This window comes from Mesorhizobium sp. B264B1B (assembly GCF_020165765.1).
Lineage (GTDB): Bacteria > Pseudomonadota > Alphaproteobacteria > Rhizobiales > Rhizobiaceae > Mesorhizobium.
Genome location: NZ_JAIUIS010000002.1, coordinates 351,414 through 374,920 on the forward strand (window position 1 = coordinate 351,414; position 23,507 = coordinate 374,920).

The following is a 23,507-nucleotide window of genomic DNA, read 5'->3' on the forward strand; positions in this document are numbered from 1 at the left end:
GAAAGAAGCGCTCCCGCAACCAAGTCGAAAAGCCGGGAAAGAGCGGAAAAAAGCCCGGAATTCCGGGGTTTTTCACATGAAAAAGCCGGGCGCGAGGCCCGGCTTTCTGTTTGTGCGCTGCAACTTTAGCAAGAACTAATGCGCAAGCGACTTTCCGGCGTCATCCGCAGTGTCCGTCGCGGCGGGAGGATTGACCGGTTCGACCCATTCGATTGGCTCCGGCATACGCACCAACGCGTGGCGCAACGCCTCGCCGACCCGCGAGACCGGGATGATTTCCATACCGTTCTTCACGTTGTCAGGAATATCCGCCAGATCCTTGGCGTTGTCTTCCGGGATCAGCACTTTCTTGATGCCGCCGCGCAGTGCGGCAAGCAACTTCTCCTTCAGACCGCCGATCGGCAGCACCCTGCCGCGCAGCGTGATCTCGCCGGTCATGGCGACATCGGCCCTGACCGGAATGCCGGTCAGCACGGAGACGATCGCGGTCGCCATCGCCACACCGGCCGACGGCCCATCCTTGGGCGTGGCACCCTCCGGCACGTGGACGTGGATGTCGCGCTTGTCGAACAGCGGCGGCTCGATGCCGAAATCGAGAGCGCGCGAGCGGACATAGGAGGCCGCCGCCGAAATCGATTCCTTCATCACGTCGCGCAGATTGCCGGTCACCGTCATGCGGCCCTTGCCGGGCATCATGACGCCTTCAACCGTCAGCAGCTCGCCGCCGACTTCCGTCCAGGCAAGTCCGGTGATGACGCCGACCTGGTCGTCTGCCTCGACCTGACCGAAGCGGAAGCGCGGAACACCGAGATAATCGGCGAGATTGTCCGCCGTGATGTTCACAGTCTTCTTCTTCGTCTTCAGGATCTCGGTCACCGCCTTGCGCCCGAGCTTCATCAGCTCGCGCTCCAGGCTCCTGACGCCCGCCTCACGGGTGTAGGTCTGGATGATGGCGCGGATCGCGTCCTCACTGACGGAGAACTCCTTCGGCTGTAGCGCGTGATCGCGCACCACCTTGGGCAGCAAATGCCGCTTGGCGATCTCGATCTTCTCGTCCTCGGTGTAGCCGGCGATACGGATGATTTCCATGCGGTCCATCAAGGGCGCAGGGATGTTCAGCGTGTTCGCCGTCGTCACGAACATCACACTCGACAGGTCGTACTCGACCTCCAGGTAGTGATCCATGAACGTCGAGTTCTGCTCGGGATCGAGCACCTCGAGTAGCGCCGACGACGGATCGCCGCGGAAATCCTGGCCCATCTTGTCGATCTCGTCGAGCAGGAAGAGCGGATTGGATTTCTTCGCCTTCTTCATCGACTGGATGACCTTGCCGGGCATCGAGCCGATATAGGTGCGGCGGTGACCGCGGATCTCGGCCTCGTCACGCACGCCGCCCAGCGCCATGCGGATGAACTCGCGGCCGGTCGCCTTGGCGATCGACTTGCCGAGCGAGGTCTTGCCGACGCCGGGAGGGCCGACGAGGCACAGGATGGGCCCCTTGAGCTTCTTCTGGCGGCTTTGCACGGCGAGATACTCGACGATACGGTCCTTGACCTTGTCGAGACCGAAATGGTCGGTGTCGAGCACGTTCTGCGCGAACGCCAGGTCCTGCTTGACCTTGGAGTTCTTGCCCCACGGGATCGACAGGATCCAGTCGAGATAATTGCGCACCACGGTGGATTCCGCCGACATAGGCGACATCGTCCTCAGCTTCTTCAATTCGGCTTCCGCCTTTTCGCGGGCCTCCTTGGAGAGCTTGGTCTTCTTGATGCGGGCCTCGATCTCGGCGGCCTCGTCGCGGCCGTCCTCGCCTTCGCCGAGCTCCTTCTGGATCGCCTTCATCTGCTCGTTGAGGTAGTATTCGCGCTGCGTCTTCTCCATCTGGCGCTTGACGCGCGAGCGGATGCGCTTCTCCACCTGCAGGACGGATATCTCGGCTTCCATGAAGCCCATCGCCTTTTCCAGCCGCTCCTTGACCGAGAGCGTGGCCAGCATCTCCTGCTTTTCGGGGATCTTGATGGCGAGGTGCGAAGCGACCGTGTCGGCGAGCTTGGAATAGTCGTCGATCTGGCTGGCGGCACCAACCACCTCGGGCGAGATCTTCTTGTTGAGCTTTACGTAGTTCTCGAAGTCGGTGACGACCGAACGAGCCAGCGCCTCGACCTCAACCTCTTCCTCTTCCGGCTCGACCAGCGCGGTGGCGCGGGCCTCATGGAAGTCGGGACGGTCGGTGAACGCGGTGATTTTCGCGCGCGAGGCGCCTTCGACCAGCACCTTGACGGTGCCGTCGGGCAGCTTCAGCAATTGCAGCACGTTGGCGAGCGTGCCGATATCAAAGATGGCATCGGGCTCCGGATCGTCATCGGCGGCATTCATCTGGGTGGCGAGCAGGATCTGCTTTTCCTGACCCATCACCTCTTCCAGCGCCTTGATCGACTTTTCACGCCCGACAAAGAGCGGAACGATCATGTGCGGGAACACCACGATGTCGCGCAGTGGGAGGACTGCGAAGACGCCGTCGCTGGGAGCCTTGGTTATTTTGGCCATTGTCCAACCTTTCATGTCGCGGCCGCCAATCGGCCAACCGCGAATCTTATATTAACGACCGGGGATCGTTCCGCCTACCACCGTTGTGACGGGAGTTTTACAGCACAGAAATCGGGCACCTCGGCCTTCCCATGTTAGGTGGATGCAGGAGGGCCAAAGATCAAGAGTTAACATCGCCGGCTTTCCATTCCATCACGAAGGTCGCACGCCCCTCATGGCAAAACGGCGCCCCGAGGGCGCCGTTCCACAAAAATATGGGCTCAAGTGGCATGTCAGGCGCTGACATTGCCCTTCTTTTCCTTCTGTTCGGAATAGATGTAGAGCGGCCGGGCGCTGCCGGTCACCACTTCTTCCGAAATCACCACTTCGCGCACGCCTTCGAGCGCCGGCAGTTCGAACATGGTGTCGAGCAGGATCGCTTCCATGATGGAGCGCAGGCCACGCGCGCCGGTCTTGCGCTCGATGGCGCGCTTGGCGATCGCAGACAATGCGTTCTCGTGGAAGGTCAGGTCGACATTCTCCATCTCGAACAGCCGCTGGTATTGCTTGACCAGTGCGTTCTTCGGTTCGGTCAGGATCTGGATCAGCGCCGGCTCGTCGAGGTCTTCCAGCGTCGCCAGGACCGGCAGACGGCCGACAAACTCGGGAATGAGGCCGAACTTCAAGAGATCCTCTGGCTCCACAAGGCGGAAGACATCGCCGGTGCGGCGATCCTCGGGCGATGCCACGGTGGCGCCGAAGCCGATCGAGGTCTTGCGGCCACGATCCGATATGATTTTGTCCAACCCGGCGAAGGCGCCGCCGCAGATAAACAGGATGTTGGCGGTGTCGACCTGCAGGAACTCCTGTTGTGGATGTTTCCTGCCGCCCTGTGGCGGTACCGAGGCGACAGTGCCTTCCATGATCTTCAACAGCGCCTGCTGCACGCCCTCGCCCGACACGTCGCGGGTGATGGAGGGGTTATCGGACTTGCGCGAGATCTTGTCGATCTCGTCGATGTAGACGATGCCGCGCTGGGCGCGTTCGACATTGTAGTCGGCCGACTGCAACAGCTTCAGGATGATGTTCTCGACGTCCTCGCCGACATAGCCGGCCTCGGTCAGCGTCGTGGCATCGGCCATGGTGAAGGGCACGTCGATGATGCGGGCCAGCGTCTGCGCCAGCAGCGTCTTGCCGCAACCGGTCGGGCCGATCAACAGGATGTTGGACTTGGCCAGTTCGACATCGTTGTTCTTGCCGGCATGGGCGAGGCGCTTGTAGTGATTGTGGACGGCCACCGAAAGCACGCGCTTGGCGTACGGCTGGCCGATAACGTAGTCGTCGAGAACCTTGAGGATCTCCTGCGGGGTCGGCACACCCTCGCGCGACTTCACCATCGAGGTCTTGTTCTCCTCGCGGATGATGTCCATGCACAGCTCGACGCATTCGTCGCAGATGAAGACCGTCGGGCCGGCGATCAGCTTGCGCACCTCATGCTGGCTTTTGCCGCAAAACGAGCAATAAAGCGTGTTCTTGGAATCGCCGCTGTTGTTGCCGACTTTGCTCATTTTCATGTCCTTTCATGGCCGCCCGCCGATGGTCTGGCTGAAAGGGCGCATACTCTATTTATCGCGGGAATCCGCCGCCGCCAGTATCCCGGCTCCCGCAACGTATTCCGTACGAAACACAAATCAGAAAACGTGGCAATGATTCGCAGCAACCCCACACAAAGCTAAGCCGTCGAAAATCAACATAGCCTTAACGTAGGCAATCCCGATCGTCGAGGGAACAGCCAATTGTGGCCGAAATGCCGCAAGACGCGCCAAAAGCGCGTGATGCCGCCATCCAACTGCCAATATGCCGTTATGCCAGCGCCCCTTCGGCCGCTTCGCGCGACGAAATGACCTTGTCGATCAGGCCGAAGTCCTTGGCCTCGTCCGCGGTCATGAAATGGTCACGGTCGAGCGTCTTTTCAATCTCGTCGTAGCTCTTGCCGGTGTGCTTGACGTACACCTCGTTGAGGCGGCGCTTCAGTTTGATGATGTCCTGGGCATGACGCTCGATGTCGGACGCCTGGCCCTGGAAGCCGCCGGACGGCTGGTGAACCATGATGCGGGCGTTCGGCGTGGCGAAGCGCATGTCCTTGTGGCCGGCGGTCAGGAGCAGCGAGCCCATGGAGGCCGCCTGGCCGATGCACAGCGTCGACACGGCCGGCTTGATGAATTGCATGGTGTCGTAGATGGCCATGCCCGAGGTGACGACGCCACCGGGCGAATTGATGTAGAGGTTGATTTCCTTCTTCGGATTCTCGGCTTCCAGGAACAGAAGCTGCGCGCAGACCAGCGTCGCCATGCCGTCCTCGACCGGACCGGTGATGAAAATGATGCGCTCCTTGAGGAGGCGCGAGAAAATGTCGTAGGCCCGCTCGCCGCGATTGGTCTGTTCGACCACCATCGGAACGAGGTTCATGTAGGTTTCGACGGGGTTCTTCATTCGTTATCTCTTGTCTCGCGGTGGGATTCCGGCGCCGGACATGCTGGCAACTCGGGCAGAATCGGTTCTGGATCGTTATTGTGTAAATAGGATGCCGGCTCATCCTTGTGCAAGGCCGACCCCTCCTAGCCATCTGGGTAAGTCGAATCAAGCTTTCCAGGCGAGATTCGCAGCGGCGGGCGCTTCCGCAGGCTCGCGACGGCACCTGCGGCCGAAGACAGGTAGCAGTTTCTTAACGCATCACTTAACGAAATGCGCCGAAACTGCTTTTCTCGCGGACCGCTTCCCCTACAATTCAACGTTGAACTTGTGTCCACGGTTCAACAGGGGGAATGTCATGTCCAGGAAAACCGCATGCTTCGCCATGGCCGGGCTGACCATGCTTGGCTCGATTTCGCAGACGGCCGCGGGCGGCCGCGCCGTCGAATGCTATGAGCCGGTCCAAACGCCTGATGTCTATGATACCGTGTATGAGGACGTGATGATCAGTCCGCCCAGCCAGCAGGTCGATTATGAAGCGCCGATCTACGGCACGCGCGAGCGCGTGGTGATGACGGTTCCGGCACAGGTGACCTATGAGGTGGTGCCCGCAATCACCCGCACCGTCTACCACACAGTCAAGGTCGACGATGGCGGCTATTCCTGGGAATGGCGCGTCATCCACGGCCGCAAGGTGCTGTGCAAGGTCCGGCACGGGGCGCGCTATGAACGCGTCGCCGAAACGGTGGTGATCCGGCCGGAGCGCACGAGGCGCACCGTCATCCCGGCGCAATATGACAGGATCGCCGAGGAGGTGCTGGTGCGACCGGAGCAAAGGCGCGTCGTCGACATTCCCGCCGCCTACCAGACCGTCGCGCGGCGCGTGCTGGTGCGCGAAGGCTCATCCGGCTGGCGGCGCGTGCATATTCCCAGGCATTGCCAGGACTGAATTCAGGCGATTTCGGCTCGCAACCAACGTTTCAGGCCGGCAATATCGCCATCATCGACAGCCGCCGCCACGCGCCGGCCGACCGCCGCGCCGAACTTGTAGCCATGGCCCGAGCAGGCCGAGACGATCAGGCATTTGCCCGTCTCATGCGCCAGGAATTTCTCATCGTCCGTGAATGTATAGGCGCAGGTGACCACTTCGGTCACCTCATACTCCTCGATGCGGGCGATCGGCGGCGAAAACAGGTTGCGAATCGCCTCGCCCTCGCCCGGCACCGGCTGCCGGTTCCAGTCGGCGTCGCTGGTCGGCACCCTGTGCAGGCCTGAACCGAATTTCATGCCGGCACCTCGGGTCAGCGGGATCATGTAACCGTCGGTCTTGCCACCTACATCGAGGACTACGGGCGCAACTTCCCAGACGGCCTTGAGGTCCGTCGGCGGTTCGACATAGGCGAGCGCGGTTCGGTACGTCTTCAGTTCGCCGCCGAGTTCGGGGAACAATTTCAGCACCCAGGCGCCCGCAGCAACGACGATGCGGTCGGCCTGCATCGTCTCGCCGGACGCGAGCACGATATGCCCTGCCTCGGAGTCGACCGCCGTCACCTTGCTGTTCTCGTAGACGTTGGCGCGGTTGGCGCGCAGCCACTTGGCCAGGCCGGACGCGATCTTGCGGCAATGCAGCGCGCCGCCTTCCGGCGAAAAATAGGCGTAGCGGAACGAGCCCGGCTCCAGGAAAGGCCAGCGTTCGACCGCGGCATCAGGTTCCAGCAGGTCGAACGGATAGTTTCCCTCCTCCAGCCCTTCCCGGTATTCCTCGGCTTCGTCGCCCGGCTCGCGCGAGACGCAGAGGAAGCCCCTGGAATCGAGATGGTTCTCCCCGAGGTCGGCCCACATCTCGTCCCAGGCTTCATAGGCCTCGCCGATCAGCCGGCCGTAGCCGGTCCCGGCCCGGTAGGCACGGCGAATGATGCGGTGATGGTCGCCGGATGCCGCCAGCGGATTGGGGATCGGCCCCTGCTCGACGATGGAAACGCTCTGGCCGGCCTTGACCAGCGCCCATGCGGTGGAGAGACCGGCGATGCCCGCGCCGACAACGATCACATTCATCAAATCAGACTTTCCGCAGCCGTTGCGGCTGGCTCAACGCATTGGATTGCGGGCGCCAACATACGGTCTGGAACCAGGCTGGCAAGCCGCGCTATTGGTCTGGCATGACCAAATCGACGCCATCCTACCTCGCCTTTGATCCAGCGACCCGTCATCTGAGGCTTGACCCGCACGAGTGGGCTTTCTTCCAGGATCCGTACGTGGCCTATGCGTTCCTGCACGATGCATCGAACGTCTTTTTCTGGGAAGAATTCGGGTTCTGGTGCTTTGGCGGCTTCGACGATGTCAACAAGCTGTTGCGCGACCGCCGCTTCGGCCGCCATAACCCGGCGGGCATTCCCGACAGTCGTGGCATCGACCGGGATAGAACACATCTCAAGGCATTCGACGGCATCGAAGCCAATTCCATGCTGGAACTGGAGCCGCCGGTGCACACGCGGCTTCGAACACTGGTCAACCGCGCCTTCGTCTCGCGCCAGGTCGAGCGGCTGCGGCCGCGTGTGGAGGCACTCGCCAACGAACTGATCGATCGTTTCGAGCCGGGCAAGCAAGTCGACCTGCTGCCCGCCTTCGCTTCTCCCCTGCCCATCACCATCATCGCCGAGATGCTCGGCGTGCCGGTCGAAATGGGACCGCAACTGCTCGACTGGTCACATCGAATGGTCGCCATGTACGTGCATGGCCGCACTCGCGAGATCGAGGAGACGGCCAATCGCGCGGCGCAGGATTTCGCCGATTTCCTGCGCGGCACCATCGCCGAACGGCGCAAAAATCCCGGCGACGACCTGCTGTCGCTGCTGATCTCGGCGCAGGAGGGCGGCCAAAAATTGTCGGAAGACGAAATGGTGTCCTCGGCGATCCTGCTGCTCAATGCCGGCCACGAAGCGACCGTGCACCAGACCGGCAATGCGGTGCGCTCGATCTTGGCGCAAGGCGGCGACCCGCGCCGTTTCTTCACCTCAGCCGAGGCAACAGCGGCCGCTGTCGAGGAATGCCTGCGCTTCGACGCGCCGCTGCACATGTTCACCCGCTACGCCTACCAGGAGATCGAAATCGCTCCCGGGATCGTCGTGCAGCCCGGCCAGACGATCGGTCTGCTGCTTGGCATGGCCAACCATGACCCTCATGCCTTTGCCGAGCCGCGGGCCTTCCGGCCGGATCGTGCCGACCAGAAGAACGTGTCGTTCGGCGCCGGCATCCATTTCTGCATCGGCGCGCCCCTGGCCAGGCTCGAATTGCAGGTGTCGCTGAAAACCTTGTTCGAGCGGCACCCAAAGCTCCGTCTTGCCCAAAGCCCAAGCTTCCGTGACACGTATCATTTCCATGGGCTGGAAGCGCTCACCGTCGGCTTCTGAAGGAGCGCAGGCCTGAGCTGTGAGCTGCGCGCAGCTCACAGCCTGATCACATACTCCTTGCGGGTGGTTTCAAGCACTTCCCAGCTTCCCTTGAAGCCAGGTCGCAGCACGAAGCTGTCGCCGGCCCTGACGGTGCGCGCTTCGCCACCCTCCTCTTCGATCACCGAAACGCCGGTAAGGATGTGACAGAATTCCCATTCGTCGTAGACGATGCGCCACTTGCCCGGAGTCGATTCCCAGATACCGGCATAAAGACCGCCTTCGCGCTCCTCGACGTTCCAGGTGCGGAATTTCGGATCGCCTGAGATCAGGCGATCGGGCGCCGGCGCGCCTTCTTCGGCGTCGACAGAATCCGTCGATATCGTCAGGTAATGCTCGGACAGGATTTGCCTCCATGAGAACCGGCCTCGGGCCGGCTCGCCTTACCCCGGCGTTTTGCGCCGACCCTCCTACGAGGGGGAGGCTAGATCAAACTTTGGCGAGTGCCTGTTCGAGATCGGCGACGATGTCGGTGACGTCCTCGATGCCGATGGACAGCCGCACCGTGTCCGGTCCCGCACCCGCCTTGACCTTCTGCTCGTCGGACAGCTGTCGGTGCGTGGTCGACGCCGGATGGATGACCAAGGACTTGGTGTCGCCGACATTGGCCAAGTGCGAGAACAACTCCAACGCTTCGACGAATTTGACGCCGGCCTCGTAACCGCCCTTGAGGCCGAAGGTGAAGACCGCGCCGGCGCCTTGCGGCGAGTATTTCTTTTGCAGGGCGTTGTTCTTGTCGCTGGGAAGGCCGGGATAGTTGACCCAGGCCACCTTGGGATGGTTGGACAGCCAGCCCGCGACGGTGATCGCATTGTCGCAATGGCGCTGCATGCGCAGCGGCAAGGTTTCGAGGCCTGTCAAAATGAGAAAGGCGTTGAACGGCGAAATCGCCGGGCCGAGATCGCGCAGGCCAAGCACGCGCGCGGCGATGGCGAAGGCGAAATTGCCGAAGGTTTCGTGCAGCACCAGGCCGCCATATTCGGGGCGCGGTTCCGACAGCATCGGGTACTTCCCTGATTTCGACCAGTCGAACGTGCCGCCATCAACGATGGCGCCGCCGATCGAGTTGCCGTGACCGCCAATGAACTTGGTCAGCGAATGGACTACAATGTCGGCGCCGTGCTCGATCGGCCGGATCAGGTAGGGCGAGGCCAGGGTGTTGTCGACGATCAGCGGCAGGCCATGCTTGCGCGCGATGTCGCCGATCTTCTCTATGTCGACGAAGGTGCCGCCGGGATTGGCCAGACTCTCGATGAAGATCGCCTTGGTCTTGTCATCGATCTGGCTCTCGAAGGTTGACGGATCGTTCGCTTCGGCCCAGCGCACCTCCCAGCCAAAGTTCTTGAAGGCATGGCCGAACTGGTTGATCGAACCGCCATAGAGCTTGTTGGCGGCGACGAAATTGTCGCCCGGCTGCAACAGATTGTGGAACACGATTACCTGGGCGGCGTGGCCGGACGCGACCGCCAGGGCGGCCGTGCCGCCCTCGAGCGCCGCTATGCGTTCTTCGAGCACCGCCTGCGTCGGGTTCATGATGCGGGTGTAGATGTTGCCGAAGGCCTTCAGCCCGAACAGCGAGGCGGCATGATCGGCGTCGTCGAAAACAAAGGAGGTCGTCTGGTAGATCGGCGTGGCGCGTGCGCCGGTGGCCGGATCGGGTTTGGCGCCGGCATGGACGGCGAGCGTGTTGAAACCGGGCGTGCGGGTCACTGAAACCTCCCTCGAACAAAACTTCTGAAATTCGCCGGCCATTCTTGGCCAAGCTCGACCACGAATGCAAAGAAGAAAATACCCTTCGGCGTGTCATCTTCGACCAAATAGCAGGAAAATACGGCTCCTGCCGGAATAATTTTGCGCCTTCCCCTTGTCTATTTTTGCCGCACGCCGAAACTCTGGAACCCCGACCGCATCAGCGGCTTCTTCGACGACAGCACACCGGAATTGACCCCGGTCCAGCCGATCTCGCCGGACAGCTTGCCGTATTCGATCTTGGGGCAGCGGTTCATCACCACCTTGATGCCGGCGGCTTCGGCGCGCGCGGCGGCTTCGTCGTGGCGCACGCCGAGTTGCATCCAGATCACTTTCGGCAGGAGATCGAGCTTCAGTACCTGGTCGACAACGCCGGCCACCGCCGCCGAGGCGCGAAAGATGTCGACCATGTCGATGGGCTGGGCAATCTCGGCAAGGCTGCCATAGACCGTACGGCCGAGTATCTCCTTGCCAGCATGGCCCGGATTGATGGGGAACACCTCAAACCCCTTGGCCAGCAGGTATTTCAACACGAAATAGCTTGGACGAACGTCGTTGGCGGACGCGCCGACCATGGCGATGGTCTTCACCGAATTGAGGATGCCGGCGATGTAGGCGTTGTCATAGCTATCGTGATTCATGGCTCGTCCTCATACAACGCCTCGGCGAGAAAGCCATCAGGATCACTGCTGAAATCGCGCATCATGCGGAAGTGGTCCGTATCACGAAAATCGGTCGAATCTAGCCCGAACCGGCTGATGCGGAACAGCCGCGCGCCTGGACAGGCCATCAGCAGCGGCGAATGCGTCGCCATGATCACTTGCGCAGTGCCCGACCGATCCATGCGCCGCAGCATCTTGAGAAGTTCGATCTGGCGCGATGGAGACAGCGCACTTTCGGGCTCGTCGAGGATGTAGATGCCTTGCCTGCGGCAACGTTCCTCGAAGAAGCGGATGAACCCTTCGCCATGCGACCAGGACAGAAAGTCGGGCGGAGGTGGCTTGAACGGATCTTCCAGGGCCACCTGGTCAAGATAGCGAGCCACCGAGTAGAAGGATTCGGCGCGAAAGAACCAGCCGGCGGTGACTTTTGGCAACCAATGGCCACGGAAGGTATCTGCCAGCGCGGCACCACTCCTGTCGATGGCGCCGGAATGGTCGACAGGCCGGTAGCCCTTGCCGCCTCCGGCTTCGTCGTAACCGGCGAGCGCGCCGATCGCCTCGAGCAATGTCGATTTGCCGGTGCCGTTCTCACCGACGATGATGGTAATTGGTGTGGTGAATTCGAGTTCGAAGGCGTGACCGCGAAACAGCGGCAGGTTCCACGGGTATTTTTCCCAATCGGTCACCCGCTCGGAATCGAGCAGAATGCGCTTGAGATAGGGCGCCTTGAGCCGCGTCAACTGCCTGCGGTGAGCCATCAATCGGGCAGCGAGATCGTACCGTCTTCCGCGATCGGAAAGGCCGGGTTGTGCGCCACTTCCCAGACATGTCCGTCGGCATCGGCGAAATAGCCGTACCAGCCGCCCCAGAAGGCACGGCTTGCCGGCTTGACGATGCGGCCGCCGGCCTCTTCAGCCATCGCAAGCACCGCGTCCACTTCGGCATCGGAGCGGGTGTTGTAGGCGAGATAGACGGCGGAAGGCGCCTTGGCGAAGGTGATGCCGGAATCCTCCTCGGCGCTGGCGCGCGGGAACAGGCCGAGTATAACACCACCCATCTGGAAGAAGGCGACGCCATCGGTGATGCCCGCATGGCGCTTCAGGCCCATCGTCTCGTAGAAGCGCACCGCACGATCGAGATCGTCGGTGGCGATGGTGATGATGGAGATGCGCGGCTCCATGACTTTCGTCCTTATTCGTCGGTCCATTCCGGCTCGCGTTTGCCGATGAAGGCGCCGATGCCCTCCTGGGCGTCACGCGCCAGCATGTTCTCGACCATGACCCGGCCGGTATAGCCATAGGCATCCGCCAGCCCCATCTCGGCCTGCGCATAAAACGCTTCCTTGCCGGTCTTCAGCACCGAAGATGATTTTGAAGCAATGGTTTGCGCGTATTTGTTGACAATCTGATTCAGGTACTCGCGCGGCGCGACGCGGTTGACCAGGCCGAACTCCTTGGCGGTCGCGGCATCGATGGTTTCGCCAGTCAGGAGCATTTCCATGGCGTGCTTGCGCGAGACGTTGCGAGACAACGCCACCATCGGCGTCGAGCAGAACAGGCCGATGTTGACGCCCGGCGTGCAGAAGGTCGCCTCATGCGAGGCGATGGCGAGGTCGCAACTGGCGACAAGCTGCAGGCCGGCGGCGGTGGCAAGGCCATCCACTTCGGCGATCACCGGCTTGGGGTGGCGCACGATCGCCTGCATCAGCGTAGCGCAGGCGGCAAACGTCTCTTCGAAGAAGGCCTTGCCGCGATCGGCGTCGGCGCGGCGCGCTGTCATCTCCTTCAGATCGTGGCCGGCGCAGAATACCTTTCCGGCCGCCGACAGCACTATGACGCGAACGGCCTTGTCGGCCCTGGCACGGTCCAGTTCCTCCGTCAGCGCCGCCATCACCGCCAGGGAAAGCGCGTTCGCGGGGGGATTGGCAAGCGTCAGGCGCAGCACGCCCTCGTCGCGGCTAGCCGCAACCGGCCCTTCAACTGCGACAGGCTTGATGGCAAGGATTTCGGCCATGGCTAAGGTCTCCGCGATTCCATTCCGCTGGCAGCGTATCTAATATCGGCTGGGGTTTCATCAACACCGTATCGCTTGCGCCAGTAGGATGAAGGTGTTGCCAGAAACGCGCCGCTTCGCCCATACAGGCTTGGCGCAGAATGAGGACCGAAATGCCCGCCCAGACCAAGCTCGAGCCGGTGCTGACAGCAGCCCAGGTCAATGCGCTGATGGAGACCGTGTTTCCGCAGCTTAACGAAAAGGGCCCGGCCTTTGAGGCAACCGACGTGTTTCCCGGCGGCTGCACCGTGCGGCTTAATGCCGGCGAACGGCATTTGCGTCCCGGCGGTACGGTGTCCGGCCCCGCCTTGTTCACGCTGGCCGACATTGGCGGCTATGTCTGCGTGCTCAGCCATGCCGGGCCGGATGCGCTCTCGGTCACCACCAATCTCAACATCAATTTCGTCCGCAAGGCCGAAGCGGGACCGATCGATGGCCATTGCCGCATCCTGAAGCTCGGAAAGAACCTGATGGTCTTCGACATCGACATCGTCGCCGGCCCGGAGGGGCAGACAGTGGCGCACGCCACCGGAACCTATTCGATCCCGCCGAAACGCTGACACGGAGAAGGCCGATCCGGCATCCTGGCCGGAACTCCCGATCGACACGTCCGTTTTGCGGCATGCCCGATCTGGCCACATACCTTGCCTTTCTCGGCGCCGTGCTTGCCTACCAGCTTTCCGGCGTCGGGCCCGATATGATGCTTGTGATCAGTCGCGGCGTCGGACAGGGCTGGCGCCACGCGCTGGCGGCCGCGACAGGCTGCGTATCGGCCGGCGTCGTACAGATTCCATTACTTGCGATGGGACTTGCCACGCTGATCACATCCTCGCCGCCTCTTTACAGCTTTCTCCAAATCGTCGGCGCCATCTATCTGATCGCCATCGGGGTCAAATTCCTGTTGGCGCGCCGGCAGGATGAAAGTCGTACCTCTGCCTTTGCCAACACCGGTGGCACTGCTGCCGCTTTCCGGCAGGGCATGATCTGCAATCTCACCAATCCGACGACGCTTGCCTTCATGTTAGCGATGCTGCCGCAATTCGTTCACCCTTGGGCCGGTCCAGCGGCGTTGCAGTTCGTCATTCTCGGCACGACTATGAAGATGATGGGAATGGTTGTCCTCGGCGCCATCGCGCTGACCTCCGGCGCGGTCGGCGGCTGGCTGTCGCGCCGAAGCAGCTTCGTCGTGTGGCAGGGAAGGCTAGCCGGAGCCATTATGGTCGCCGTCGGCATCAGACTCCTGCTTGCAGTGACGAGTGGCCGGCGGTGAGCGAAATACCAGCCGCTTTGGCGGTAGGCCGTGTTGTAAAATAATACCACATAGTTTAGCCCTTGAAATTTAACGGTTTTTCGTTTTCGTTGACTCCCAATGATGCTTGACGAGGGCTACCCTTCTCCCCTATAAGCCCTCACGAAGCAGCGGCCCGCAAAGGCCGCCGTTTTGTTATTGGCGGCGGGCAAGCGCTTTTCGCCAATCCAAGCAACAAGAAACGCCTTCCTTATCGTTTGTGGATTGGGGAAGGTCCGAACCGAAAGCAGAAAACATGACAACCTTTTCGCAGAAGCCTGCGGATGTGGTGAAAAAGTGGATCCTGATCGACGCCGAAGGTCTCGTCGTCGGCCGTCTCGCCACCGTTATCGCCAATCATCTTCGCGGCAAGCACAAGCCGACCTTCACCCCGCATGTCGACGACGGCGACAATGTCATCGTCATCAATGCCGACAAGGTGGTGTTCACCGGCAAGAAGTTCACCGACAAGGTCTATTATTGGCACACCGGGCACCCCGGCGGCATCAAGGAGCGCACCGCGCGCCAACTGCTTGAAGGCCGTTTCCCCGAGCGTGTCGTCGAGAAGGCCGTTGAGCGCATGGTTCCGCGTGGCCCGCTCGGCCGTCGCCAGATGAAGAACCTGCGCGTCTATGCAGGTGCCGAGCATCCGCATGTCGCCCAGCAGCCAGAAGTCCTCGACGTGGCCAAGCTGAATTCCAAGAACAAGAAGGTCGCATAAGATGGCTGAGCTTTCCTCGCTCGCAGAACTGGGCGCCGCCACCGGCAACACCAATACGCAGGCCGCGGCACCCGTCCATGTCCAGAAGCTCGACAAGTCGGGCCGCGCCTATGCCACCGGCAAGCGCAAGAACGCCATCGCGCGTGTTTGGGTGAAGCCAGGTTCGGGCAAGATCGTCGTCAACGACAAGGAATTCGCGACCTATTTCGCGCGTCCGGTCCTGCAGATGATCCTCAACCAGCCGATCATCGCCGCCAACCGCTCGGGCCAGTACGACATCGTCGCCACGGTCATCGGCGGCGGCCTTTCGGGCCAGGCCGGCGCTGTGCGTCACGGCATCTCCAAGGCGCTGACCTATTACGAGCCAGCGCTGCGTGCCGTGCTCAAAAAGGGCGGCTTCCTGACCCGCGACAGCCGCGTCGTCGAGCGCAAGAAGTACGGCAAGGCGAAGGCCCGTCGTTCGTTCCAGTTCTCGAAGCGCTAGGCGCAGGCAGCTTCACAATCGAAAGGCCGCCTCCGGGCGGCCTTTTTGCGTTGCGCATCACTATTGAGCGGAATGGTCGGCGTCGCGGATGAACAGGAACGCGCAAAATGCCGAGCCGGCCACCGCGAGCGCCGAGGCCAGGAATGCCAGTTGCATGCCCTCGATCGTGCCCAGCGCCAAGGCGGATCCGAACAGCGCCACCCCGATCGCGCCACCCGACTGGCGCACGGTATTGAGCACGCCCGATGCCGTTCCCGACATCTCCGGCGGAACGGAAGACAATAGCGCGGTGGTCATGGCCGGTACGGCAAGCCCAATGCCGACCGGCAGGAACAGCAGGCGCCACAGCAGCGACAGGTAGGACGTATCGGCCTGTATCAGCGCCATCAGTCCGAAACCGGCTGCTCCGACGAACAGGCCAATCGCCATAGGCAATCGTGCGCCGTGGTTTGCGGCAATGCGCCCGGCAGCAATGTTCGACACGGTGACGGCCGCCATGAACGGCAGGAAGGCGAGCCCCGTCATTTCGGGAGAAAAATGCCTTTCCTGCTGGAAATACAGGCTGAGCATGAAGATCGTGCCATAGAGCGTCAGGTTGACCGCCAGTCCCACGAGGCTCGTCACAGCCGGCACGCGGCTGGCAAAAAGACCGAGCGGAAACATCGGCGCCCTCTTCCGGCTCTCGACCAGCAGGAACAGGCTTGCGGCCACCACCGCCAATACCAGTCCGCCGATGACGGGCATCGAGGTCCAGCCCGACGAACCGGTTTCGATAAAGGCGCCGGTCAGCGAAAACAGCGCCAGCACGACAAGTCCCTGCCCCACCCAGTCGATCGGCGGCCGCTCGGCCTTGAGCGGCGTTTCCTGCAGAAACCGATAAGCCATCCAGATGGCGAGAGCGCCAATAGGCAGGTTGACCAGAAAGATGCTGGCCCAGCCAAGCGACGCGACCATGAAGCCGCCGAGCACCGGCCCTGCCGACAGCGCGATGCCGCCCGCCGCCGTCCACAGCCCAACGGCGCGTGCCCGGCGCGCCTTGTCGGACGCGTAGGCGCGATTGAGGAGTGCCAGCGAACACGGCATCAGCAAGGCGGCACCCGCGCCTTGTGCAGCGCGCGCCGCAATCAGCAACCAGGCACTCTGAGCCAGGCCGCAAGCCAGCGAAGCAATGCTGAACAGCGCCATGCCGCCAACGAAAACGCGGCGAGCGCCGACCCTGTCGCCGAGGGCGCCGCCGGCGAGCAGCAGCGAGGCGAAGGCAAGCGTGTAGGCGTCGACGACCCATTGCAGGCCGCCGACCCCCATCGACAGCCCAGTACCGATCCTGTTCAGCGCGACGTTGACGATGGAGACATCAAGCTGCACGACGACGAAGCCGAGGCTGGTCGCAGCAACGGTGGCGGCATAGGCGGCAGGGCGCTTGAGAACGATGGTATCGGGCATGCCCATGGATAACGGGTTTCCCCTGACACCGATGCGTCAGCAGGCGCCGGCCTGCGACAACCAGGCCGGAACTTCAGCCGCGGCAAATCAATTGATGCTGGCGGTCGCGGCAGGTTCGACGCGTTCGCCCGTCCCCGCATAGGGCACGCGAAACCCATTTGCCGCCAGCCAGCCTATCGCCGCCGTCGGCTCATCGGTCTGGATGATGGTGGCGCCGCGATCGGCCCAGAAGCCCCAGGCTTCACGCGGCAGGCTGGCCTGAACCGCCAGTTCATCGCCCCGGCCGCCGGCAAGGAAGCCGCCCGGCTTGTTGACGATGGCGTAGGTGTCGGCCCAGATGTGCCAGTCGCCCCTCACCGCGGCCGCGCGCATGCGCGTGCTGAACAGCGGCCCGCCAGTCTCGGTCAATGTCTCCGCGCCGGCGCGCCAGTTGATCAGCTCGATCGCGCGCGGCGCAAAAGCATGGTCGACCGTCGCGGCGAAACCGGCGTCATGCACTGCGTCGTCGGCGATGATCGGCATGAACTGGAAGCCGCTGCCGACCGCTTCCATGGCAGCCTTCACCGTAGCGATCCTGGTCTGGCTCCACAGGTTTTCCTTGACGATGACCTGGTCGGCCATGCCGAGATCGCGCGCCACCGCGACCATGCCCGACAGGTCCCCAACCTCGAGCTTGTTGTCGAGATTGATGAGGATCTTGTCCCGGGTCGCCAGCAGCACCTCGCGCAGCGTCGAGACTGTCTCGTCGGTGACGGCGCCCGTGCCTTCGATCACCAGCCGGCAACTCTTCAGTTCGGCCTGCGTGTACTTGACCACCTCACCCTTGCAGGTCGTGGTGCGATCAAGCCAGCTGTCATGCATGACGACAAACTCGCCGTCCTTCGAGCGCCGGATGTCGACCTCGACGATCTCGGCGCCGATCGCGATCGAGCCTTCGACGGCGGCGAGCGAATTTTCCGCATAGAGCATCTTGCCGGCCTGCATGCTACCGGCGCGATGCGCGGCCACCATGACGTGGTCGCGCCATCGGTTGGCATGTTCGAAGCGGTCGAGGATCTGCCTCGCACGGGTTTCGCCCGCCATTGACTGGCTGGCGGAAGCCGCCAGCGTGACGGAAAACAGAAGGCTCGGCCAGAAGGTCCGCATCGAGAATCGCTCCATTCCGGATCGAACCGGGAATAGGCGATGCCCGTGACGTCTAGGTGAACGAAGCCGGCTAGCGGTTGCCAGCGATATGTCGCCTCAGATGCGTTTCGACAGTCGGCGGAACCAGGCCATCGCAGGCATCTCGACGAAACGCCAGGTAATCCAGGAGACACCTATCGTGGCAAGGAGCATGACGAGGATCGCAACGTCCCCCGCCCAGCCGGCGCCGAAGCCGGTCGCCGGCTCTCCGCGCAAGACGATGTCGCCGACAAGACCGAGGCCGAGCTTGCGCTCGACCAGGCCGGCGACGTTGATCATGCGCGCCTGGACGAAGATGTGGACCATGTAGATCGAGTAGGACAGCGCGCCGAGCGTCAGCATGAAAGGGGTTCTCAGGAAGACACTGATCCAGCCGCCCTCATGGGCAAAGAGGAACAGCGCCAGCGCGAACACCAGCGGTGCTGCTATCCCGGCATCATTGTCGCCCGCCAGTGCAACGAAAAGCACAATGACAGCCGCCATGACGATTTCTGCAAGGGTCCAGCTCAGCAGCGGGCCGGTCCGGGCAAGCGCCTGTCGCGCGCCTGCAATGGAATCATGCTGGAACCAGGCAAGCAAGGCGCCGAGTGAGAAGCCGTACAGGCAGCGTATGAAGCCGAAATCGAAGGACACATCCATATGGTGGGTCGAGAAGCCAAGCAGGAACAGCGGCGCGGTGATGGCGGCGGCGACGAACCACACCCAGGCGCGTGCGCCTGCGGTGAAGACCACTCCCGCGAACAACAGATAGGCGAAGAACTCCGCCGAAATGCTCCAGCTTGGCGCATTCCAGGTCAATTGGTCCTCGAAGCCGACCCCCTGGAGCAGCAGCAGGTTGGCAAGCAGGCTCTCGAAGCTGAAGCCGCCGGTGAAGGGAGCGGCACCGGCGCCATGCACCCGCGTCAGCATCAGCCGCAGCAGCTCGAAGCCGGCAAAGGCGGCGAGCATGAGAAGGTGCAGCGGATAGATGCGGCCGAAGCGCACCAGCGCAAAGCGTGCGACCTCCCGCGGCTGGTTCAGCCGCCAGCCATAGGAGCTGGCGATGACGAAACCGGAGAGAACGAAGAAGAAGTCGACAAACAGATAGGACGAACCGACAAAGGCGCTTTGCGAGATCGTCGAAGCGGTCGGGAAGTGGAACAGCGCAACCAGCAGGGCGCAGATGCCGCGCCACGAATCGAGAACCAGGAACCGCTCACCCGCCACCGTGCCGGCCTGGATCGACACCGCGCCGTGGGGAGAATCAAGAAACGCGGTCTGTGTCATGATGATACAATCCTGTCTCGCGGCGGCACCGCGGCCGCGCCGTTTCGTTTCCCCAAGCTGTGACTGGCATGTTGCGTGCCGGTTCTGTAGTTGTTGCACCCCGATGAAAACCAAGGATCCGTAATGGCGAACAAGAACATCGACCATGCCTTCACAGCCCGCTCAAAGACGGGCGCTTCACTGGAGCCGACCTATGCCGGCGCGCTGTCGTTCATGCGACGCAGATACACGAAGGATGTGAAGGGCGCGGACGCTGTGGTTTGGGGCATCCCTTTCGATGCCGCCGTCACCAATCGGCCCGGCGCGCGTTTCGGGCCGCAGGCGATCCGCCGCGCCTCGGCAATCCTCGACAACGATCCGCAATATCCCTTTTCGCGCGATCTGTTCGAGCACCTCGCGGTGGTCGACTATGGCGATTGTCTGCTTGATACCGGCAACCACCAGAAGACGCCGGGGACGATCGAACGCGAGGCGGCCAAGATCCTGAAGTCAGGTGCTTTCCTGCTGTCGCTGGGCGGCGACCATTTCGTCACCTGGCCCCTGCTCAAGGCACATGCCGCAATCCATGGCCCGCTCGCTCTGGTGCAGTTCGATGCGCACCAGGATACCTGGGAGGATGACGGCAAACGCATCGACCATGGATCCTTCGTCGGCCGCGCGGTCAAGGAAGGCATTATCGATCCCGACCGCTCGATCCAGATCGGCATCCGCACCCACGCGCCTGACACGTTCGGCATCAAGATCCTCTACGGTCACGAGATCGAGGAGATGCGTGCATCCGACATAGCCTACGCCATCGTCGACAGGACGGGCGGCAAGAAGACCTATCTCACTTTTGATATCGACTGCCTTGATCCCGCCTATGCACCCGGCACCGGCACGCCGGTCGCCGGCGGGCCGTCCTCTGCAAAAATCCTGTCGACGCTGCGCCAGCTCAACCAGATCGATGTTGTCGGGGCCGATGTCGTGGAGGTTGCGCCGGCCTACGATCACGCCGATATAACGGCGATTGCCGGCTCGATGATCGCCATGCAGTATCTCGGCCTGCTGGCCGAGCGGAAAGCACGGCTCGAAGAGCTGAACAACGGCAGCCACAACGGTGCCGCGGTGAACCAAGGCAACGGCATATAGTTTTCGATATCAGGGAATTTGATCAGCCAATGAAACCGAAAATCTTCATCGACGGCGAGCACGGCACCACCGGCCTCCAAATCCGGGCGCTGCTTGCCGAGCGCGGCGACCTGGAGATCATTTCAATTCCCGCCGAGCGCCGCAAGGAAACGGCGGCGCGAGCCGAATTCCTCAATGCCGCCGACGTTGCGATCCTGTGCCTGCCGGACGATGCGGCGAAGGAGAGCGTGTCGCTGATCTCCAACGAGACCACCAGGGTCATCGATGCTTCGACCGCGCATCGCGTCGCGCAAGGCTGGGAATATGGCTTTGCCGAGATGGACAAGGAGCAGGCGAAGAAGATCGGGGCGGCGAAACGCGTCGCCAATCCCGGCTGCTGGCCGCAGGGACCGATCGCGACGCTGCGGCCGCTGGTCGCCGCCGGCCTGTTGCCTGCGGATTTCCCGGTCACCGTCAACGGCATCTCGGGTTATTCGGGCGGCGGCCGCCCGATGATCGAGGACTATGTCGCCAAGGGCGAGGACGCCTCTGAATTCCTGCCCTACGGGCTCACCCTTCAGCACAAGCACGTGCCGGAGCTCAGGGCCTATGCGAAACTGTCGCACGATCCGATCATGCAGCCAGCGGTGGGCAATTTCGCGCAAGGCATGATCACGGTGGTGCCGCTGCAGCTCGGTGGCCTCGACCATGTGCCGACCGGTGCGGAACTCCATGCAGCCATCGCCGACCATTTCGCCGCCATCAAGGGCGGCGTGGTCGAAGTGGCGCCCTATGCGCATCTGGAGCGCATTCCGGAGATCGATCCGGAAATCTACAATGGCACCAACCGCATGAAGCTCTACGTCTTTGCCAATGACAAGCGCGCGCAGGCCCTGCTGCTCGCCGTTTACGACAATCTCGGCAAAGGGGCATCGGGGGCTGCCGTACAGAACATGGACCTGATGCTCGGCCTCTGATGGCGGCACCGGCATTTCCGGACCGCTGGAAGATCAGCGCGCCCGAGCTCATCGCCGAGACCTTTTCGAGCCGCATCTGGAAGGTGCGGCGCGAGGATGGCTCGCCGGCGATCGTCAAGGCGCTGAAGCCATTCGATGACGTCGCAGACGAGTTGCGCGGCGAGCATTTCCTTGCCTGGCGGCGCGGCAAAGGCGCCGTGCGGCTGCTGGGCCGCGACGGGCACTCCATGCTGCTCGAATATGCCGGGGAGACCATGCTGTCGCATGTTCTTGCCGAGCAGGGAGATTTGGCCGCCACGGAAATCGCGGCGGAGGTGATGGCAAAGCTGTTTTCGCCATCGGATCACCCCGCTCCGCCCGACCTGCAGCCGCTTCGGGAACGATTTTCCAGCCTGTTCAAGAAAGCGGAGGCCGACCGTGTCGTTGGCCGGAACAGCCTTTATGTCGAAGCGGCGGAAATCGCCGACCGGCTGCTGGGTGGTCCGCATGATGTCAGGCCGCTGCATGGCGACCTCCATCACGACAACATCATGCACGGAGCACGGGGCTGGCTGGCGATAGATCCGAAGGGCGTTCTCGGCGACCCGGGATACGATGCCGCGAACATGTTCTACAATCCTCTTGATCGCGACGACCTTTGTCTCGATCCCCCACGGATTGCCGGGATGGCTGAAGTCTTTGCGCGAACGCTGAGCCAGACGCCGGCGGCAATACTGGATCACGCCATCGCCTATGGCTGCCTGTCGGCTTCGTGGCACCATGAGGACGACAACGCGATCGAGGAGAACCGCGAACTGTCGGTCGCAGCAGCGATCCGAACGGTACGGCTCGGCTTCTGATCCGTGCCGCCTTGCGTCAGGCGGAATTCGACGGCGACAAGACGATGGCGCAGTCGAACGTTCTGGATGTGACCGGAGAGACTCAGCGTCCGAGGGCGATCTCGTGGGGCAAGGGATATGCGCCCTTGGTGCCGCGCCAATGCGCGGCGGCGAACCCCAGCACGATCAACGCGAATCCCTGGTGGATCAGCGCCATGTGCAGCGGCACATGCATCAACAGCGTGCCGATGCCGACGGAGGCCTGCACCAGCACCAGGGCAAACAACAGCGTCGCGCGACGAGCATGCGTTGAACCGGGCAGACGGCGACGCGTGGCGATCATGTGCCACAGGGCGACGACGAACACCGTGTAGGCGCCGATCCGGTGCACGAACTGCACCGTCTTGGGGCTTTCGAAGAAATTGCGCCATGCCGGCTCCAGGATCAGCAGATCGCCGGGAATGATCTTGCCGTCCATCAGCGGCCAGGTGTTGTAGCTCAGGCCAGCGTGGAGCCCGGCGACCAGACCGCCGAGATAGATCTGGATCAGCGCCAGAAGCACTACGAGACCAGCCAGTTTCTGGGTCGAACGATCGGCCGCAGGTTCCGAATGCGGCGCCAAGCCGCGCGCGACGACCATGGTCGCCGTGAAGATCAGCGCGGCAAGCGTCAAATGGGTGGCGAGCCGGTACTGGCTGACCGAGACGCGGTCGACCAGACCGGAGGCAACCATCCACCAGCCGATGGCGCCCTGCAGACCGCCGAGAAGCAGGATGCCGACCAGCTTCGGCCCCAGTCCGCGCTCGATGCGGCGCGCCGCCCAGAAGAACAGCAGCGGCAAGGCAAAAACCAGACCGACGCTGCGCGCCAGGAGACGATGCGCCCACTCCCACCAGAAGATCGACTTGAATGCCTCGATGCTCATGCCCTTGTTGAGCTCGGCATATTGCGGGATCTGCTGATAGCGCTGGAATTCCTCTTGCCATTCGGCGTCGTTGAGCGGCGGGATGACGCCGTGGATCGGCTGCCACTCGGTGATCGACAGGCCGGACTCGGTGAGCCTTGTGGCGCCGCCGACCAGCACCAGCGCGAACAGCACCAGAAGCACGACGTAGAGCCAGCCGCGCACCAGCGCGCGGTTGTGCAGATCGCGGTCACGCGCCTCGTAAGGCGCGGCAGTAATGGCGGCCATGGATTTATCCCGGCAGGTTGAAGTCGCGGATTGGTGGACCATCGCATTCCCGCATGCAAGACCGGGCGGCGCGGCACGCCGTCGCGCCGCGTCTGTCGGGTTGCACAGCTTCG

The 23,507-nt window shown here is 62.5% G+C and carries 23 protein-coding genes; 9 read left to right on the forward strand and 14 right to left on the reverse strand.

What is annotated here, in order from left to right:
* Nucleotides 1–135: 135 nt before the first annotated feature.
* The 3 genes from lon to clpP all read right to left on the reverse strand — a co-directional run bounded on the left by lon (nucleotide 136) and on the right by clpP (nucleotide 5,019).
* Entirely contained in the window at nucleotides 136–2,547 is a 2,412-nt protein-coding gene (gene lon, locus LB547_RS05540) for an endopeptidase La (RefSeq protein WP_140493937.1), read from the reverse strand.
* A gap of 272 nt (nucleotides 2,548–2,819) precedes the next feature.
* Nucleotides 2,820–4,094 (reverse strand): ATP-dependent Clp protease ATP-binding subunit ClpX, encoded by a 1,275-nt coding sequence (gene clpX, locus LB547_RS05545; RefSeq protein ID WP_140493939.1) that lies wholly within the window; start codon nucleotides 4,092–4,094, stop codon nucleotides 2,820–2,822.
* A 295-nt stretch (nucleotides 4,095–4,389) separates the two neighbouring features.
* On the reverse strand, nucleotides 4,390–5,019 hold the full coding sequence (clpP, locus tag LB547_RS05550) for an ATP-dependent Clp endopeptidase proteolytic subunit ClpP (RefSeq protein ID WP_027028064.1): 630 nt from the start codon (nucleotides 5,017–5,019) through the stop codon (nucleotides 4,390–4,392).
* A 337-nt stretch (nucleotides 5,020–5,356) separates the two neighbouring features.
* Between clpP and LB547_RS05555 the strand changes: the two genes are divergently transcribed.
* Nucleotides 5,357–5,947: a hypothetical protein gene (locus LB547_RS05555; protein ID WP_140670015.1), complete on the forward strand. Its 591-nt coding sequence runs from the start codon at nucleotides 5,357–5,359 to the stop codon at nucleotides 5,945–5,947.
* A 2-nt stretch (nucleotides 5,948–5,949) separates the two neighbouring features.
* On the opposite strand, the gene LB547_RS05560 is transcribed toward LB547_RS05555, so the two are convergent.
* Nucleotides 5,950–7,053, reverse strand: a complete 1,104-nt coding sequence (locus LB547_RS05560) for an NAD(P)/FAD-dependent oxidoreductase (RefSeq protein ID WP_140624742.1) — start codon at nucleotides 7,051–7,053, stop codon at nucleotides 5,950–5,952.
* Between the two features lie 104 nt (nucleotides 7,054–7,157).
* On the opposite strand from LB547_RS05560, the gene LB547_RS05565 reads away from it, so the two are divergent.
* Nucleotides 7,158–8,408, forward strand: coding sequence for a cytochrome P450 (locus LB547_RS05565; RefSeq protein ID WP_140761532.1), 1,251 nt, complete (start codon nucleotides 7,158–7,160; stop codon nucleotides 8,406–8,408).
* A gap of 35 nt (nucleotides 8,409–8,443) precedes the next feature.
* Here LB547_RS05565 and LB547_RS05570 read toward each other — a convergent pair whose 3' ends face one another.
* The 6 genes from LB547_RS05570 to LB547_RS05595 form a co-directional block, all read right to left on the reverse strand.
* Nucleotides 8,444–8,791, reverse strand: coding sequence for a cupin domain-containing protein (locus LB547_RS05570; protein ID WP_140761536.1), 348 nt, complete (start codon nucleotides 8,789–8,791; stop codon nucleotides 8,444–8,446).
* A gap of 85 nt (nucleotides 8,792–8,876) precedes the next feature.
* The gene (locus LB547_RS05575; RefSeq protein ID WP_140493947.1) at nucleotides 8,877–10,157 is read right to left on the reverse strand and encodes an O-acetylhomoserine aminocarboxypropyltransferase; all 1,281 of its coding nucleotides are present in this window, start codon (nucleotides 10,155–10,157) and stop codon (nucleotides 8,877–8,879) included.
* 158 nt (nucleotides 10,158–10,315) lie between these two features.
* Nucleotides 10,316–10,837: a CoA-binding protein gene (locus LB547_RS05580; RefSeq protein WP_140761539.1), complete on the reverse strand. Its 522-nt coding sequence runs from the start codon at nucleotides 10,835–10,837 to the stop codon at nucleotides 10,316–10,318.
* The gene (locus tag LB547_RS05585) at nucleotides 10,834–11,616 is read right to left on the reverse strand and encodes an AAA family ATPase (protein WP_140521833.1); all 783 of its coding nucleotides are present in this window, start codon (nucleotides 11,614–11,616) and stop codon (nucleotides 10,834–10,836) included. The genes LB547_RS05580 and LB547_RS05585 overlap by 4 nt, the downstream gene beginning before the upstream one ends.
* The gene (locus LB547_RS05590) at nucleotides 11,616–12,038 is read right to left on the reverse strand and encodes a VOC family protein (protein ID WP_140761544.1); all 423 of its coding nucleotides are present in this window, start codon (nucleotides 12,036–12,038) and stop codon (nucleotides 11,616–11,618) included. The genes LB547_RS05585 and LB547_RS05590 overlap by 1 nt, the downstream gene beginning before the upstream one ends.
* 11 nt (nucleotides 12,039–12,049) lie before the next feature.
* Nucleotides 12,050–12,871, reverse strand: coding sequence for an enoyl-CoA hydratase (locus tag LB547_RS05595; protein WP_140761550.1), 822 nt, complete (start codon nucleotides 12,869–12,871; stop codon nucleotides 12,050–12,052).
* Between the two features lie 152 nt (nucleotides 12,872–13,023).
* Between LB547_RS05595 and LB547_RS05600 the strand changes: the two genes are divergently transcribed.
* The 4 genes from LB547_RS05600 (at nucleotide 13,024) to rpsI (ending at nucleotide 15,403) form a co-directional block, all read left to right on the forward strand.
* The gene (locus tag LB547_RS05600) at nucleotides 13,024–13,470 is read left to right on the forward strand and encodes a PaaI family thioesterase (protein WP_140583446.1); all 447 of its coding nucleotides are present in this window, start codon (nucleotides 13,024–13,026) and stop codon (nucleotides 13,468–13,470) included.
* Between the two features lie 62 nt (nucleotides 13,471–13,532).
* Entirely contained in the window at nucleotides 13,533–14,180 is a 648-nt protein-coding gene (locus tag LB547_RS05605; RefSeq protein ID WP_140521827.1) for a LysE family translocator, read from the forward strand.
* Nucleotides 14,181–14,454: 274 nt separating this feature from the next.
* Nucleotides 14,455–14,919, forward strand: a complete 465-nt coding sequence (gene rplM, locus LB547_RS05610) for a 50S ribosomal protein L13 (RefSeq protein WP_010915638.1) — start codon at nucleotides 14,455–14,457, stop codon at nucleotides 14,917–14,919.
* A gap of 1 nt (nucleotide 14,920) precedes the next feature.
* Nucleotides 14,921–15,403: a 30S ribosomal protein S9 gene (rpsI, locus tag LB547_RS05615; protein ID WP_140493960.1), complete on the forward strand. Its 483-nt coding sequence runs from the start codon at nucleotides 14,921–14,923 to the stop codon at nucleotides 15,401–15,403.
* Nucleotides 15,404–15,463: 60 nt separating this feature from the next.
* On the opposite strand, the gene LB547_RS05620 is transcribed toward rpsI, so the two are convergent.
* From LB547_RS05620 to LB547_RS05630, 3 genes are all read right to left on the reverse strand, one after another.
* Nucleotides 15,464–16,852, reverse strand: coding sequence for an MFS transporter (locus LB547_RS05620; protein WP_224655769.1), 1,389 nt, complete (start codon nucleotides 16,850–16,852; stop codon nucleotides 15,464–15,466).
* An 81-nt stretch (nucleotides 16,853–16,933) separates the two neighbouring features.
* A complete protein-coding gene (locus LB547_RS05625; protein WP_140761559.1) occupies nucleotides 16,934–17,992 on the reverse strand; it encodes a glycerophosphodiester phosphodiesterase family protein in 1,059 nt (352 codons plus the stop codon).
* Between the two features lie 96 nt (nucleotides 17,993–18,088).
* Nucleotides 18,089–19,297 carry an acyltransferase family protein gene (locus tag LB547_RS05630; RefSeq protein ID WP_140761570.1) on the reverse strand — a complete coding sequence of 403 codons (1,209 nt, stop codon included), beginning with the start codon at nucleotides 19,295–19,297 and terminating at the stop codon, nucleotides 18,089–18,091.
* 123 nt (nucleotides 19,298–19,420) lie between these two features.
* On the opposite strand from LB547_RS05630, the gene speB reads away from it, so the two are divergent.
* Genes speB through LB547_RS05645 form a run of 3 tightly spaced genes read left to right on the forward strand, consistent with a single transcriptional unit; the run spans nucleotide 19,421 to nucleotide 22,223 of the window.
* Nucleotides 19,421–20,428, forward strand: a complete 1,008-nt coding sequence (speB, locus tag LB547_RS05635) for an agmatinase (protein ID WP_140761583.1) — start codon at nucleotides 19,421–19,423, stop codon at nucleotides 20,426–20,428.
* Between the two features lie 29 nt (nucleotides 20,429–20,457).
* The gene (gene argC / locus LB547_RS05640; protein ID WP_140761588.1) at nucleotides 20,458–21,384 is read left to right on the forward strand and encodes an N-acetyl-gamma-glutamyl-phosphate reductase; all 927 of its coding nucleotides are present in this window, start codon (nucleotides 20,458–20,460) and stop codon (nucleotides 21,382–21,384) included.
* Nucleotides 21,381–22,223 carry an aminoglycoside phosphotransferase family protein gene (locus tag LB547_RS05645; RefSeq protein ID WP_210241348.1) on the forward strand — a complete coding sequence of 281 codons (843 nt, stop codon included), beginning with the start codon at nucleotides 21,381–21,383 and terminating at the stop codon, nucleotides 22,221–22,223. Before argC ends, LB547_RS05645 begins: the two co-directional genes overlap by 4 nt.
* 82 nt (nucleotides 22,224–22,305) lie before the next feature.
* On the opposite strand, the gene LB547_RS05650 is transcribed toward LB547_RS05645, so the two are convergent.
* Nucleotides 22,306–23,394 (reverse strand): COX15/CtaA family protein, encoded by a 1,089-nt coding sequence (locus LB547_RS05650; protein WP_140673320.1) that lies wholly within the window; start codon nucleotides 23,392–23,394, stop codon nucleotides 22,306–22,308.
* Nucleotides 23,395–23,507 lie beyond the last annotated feature (113 nt).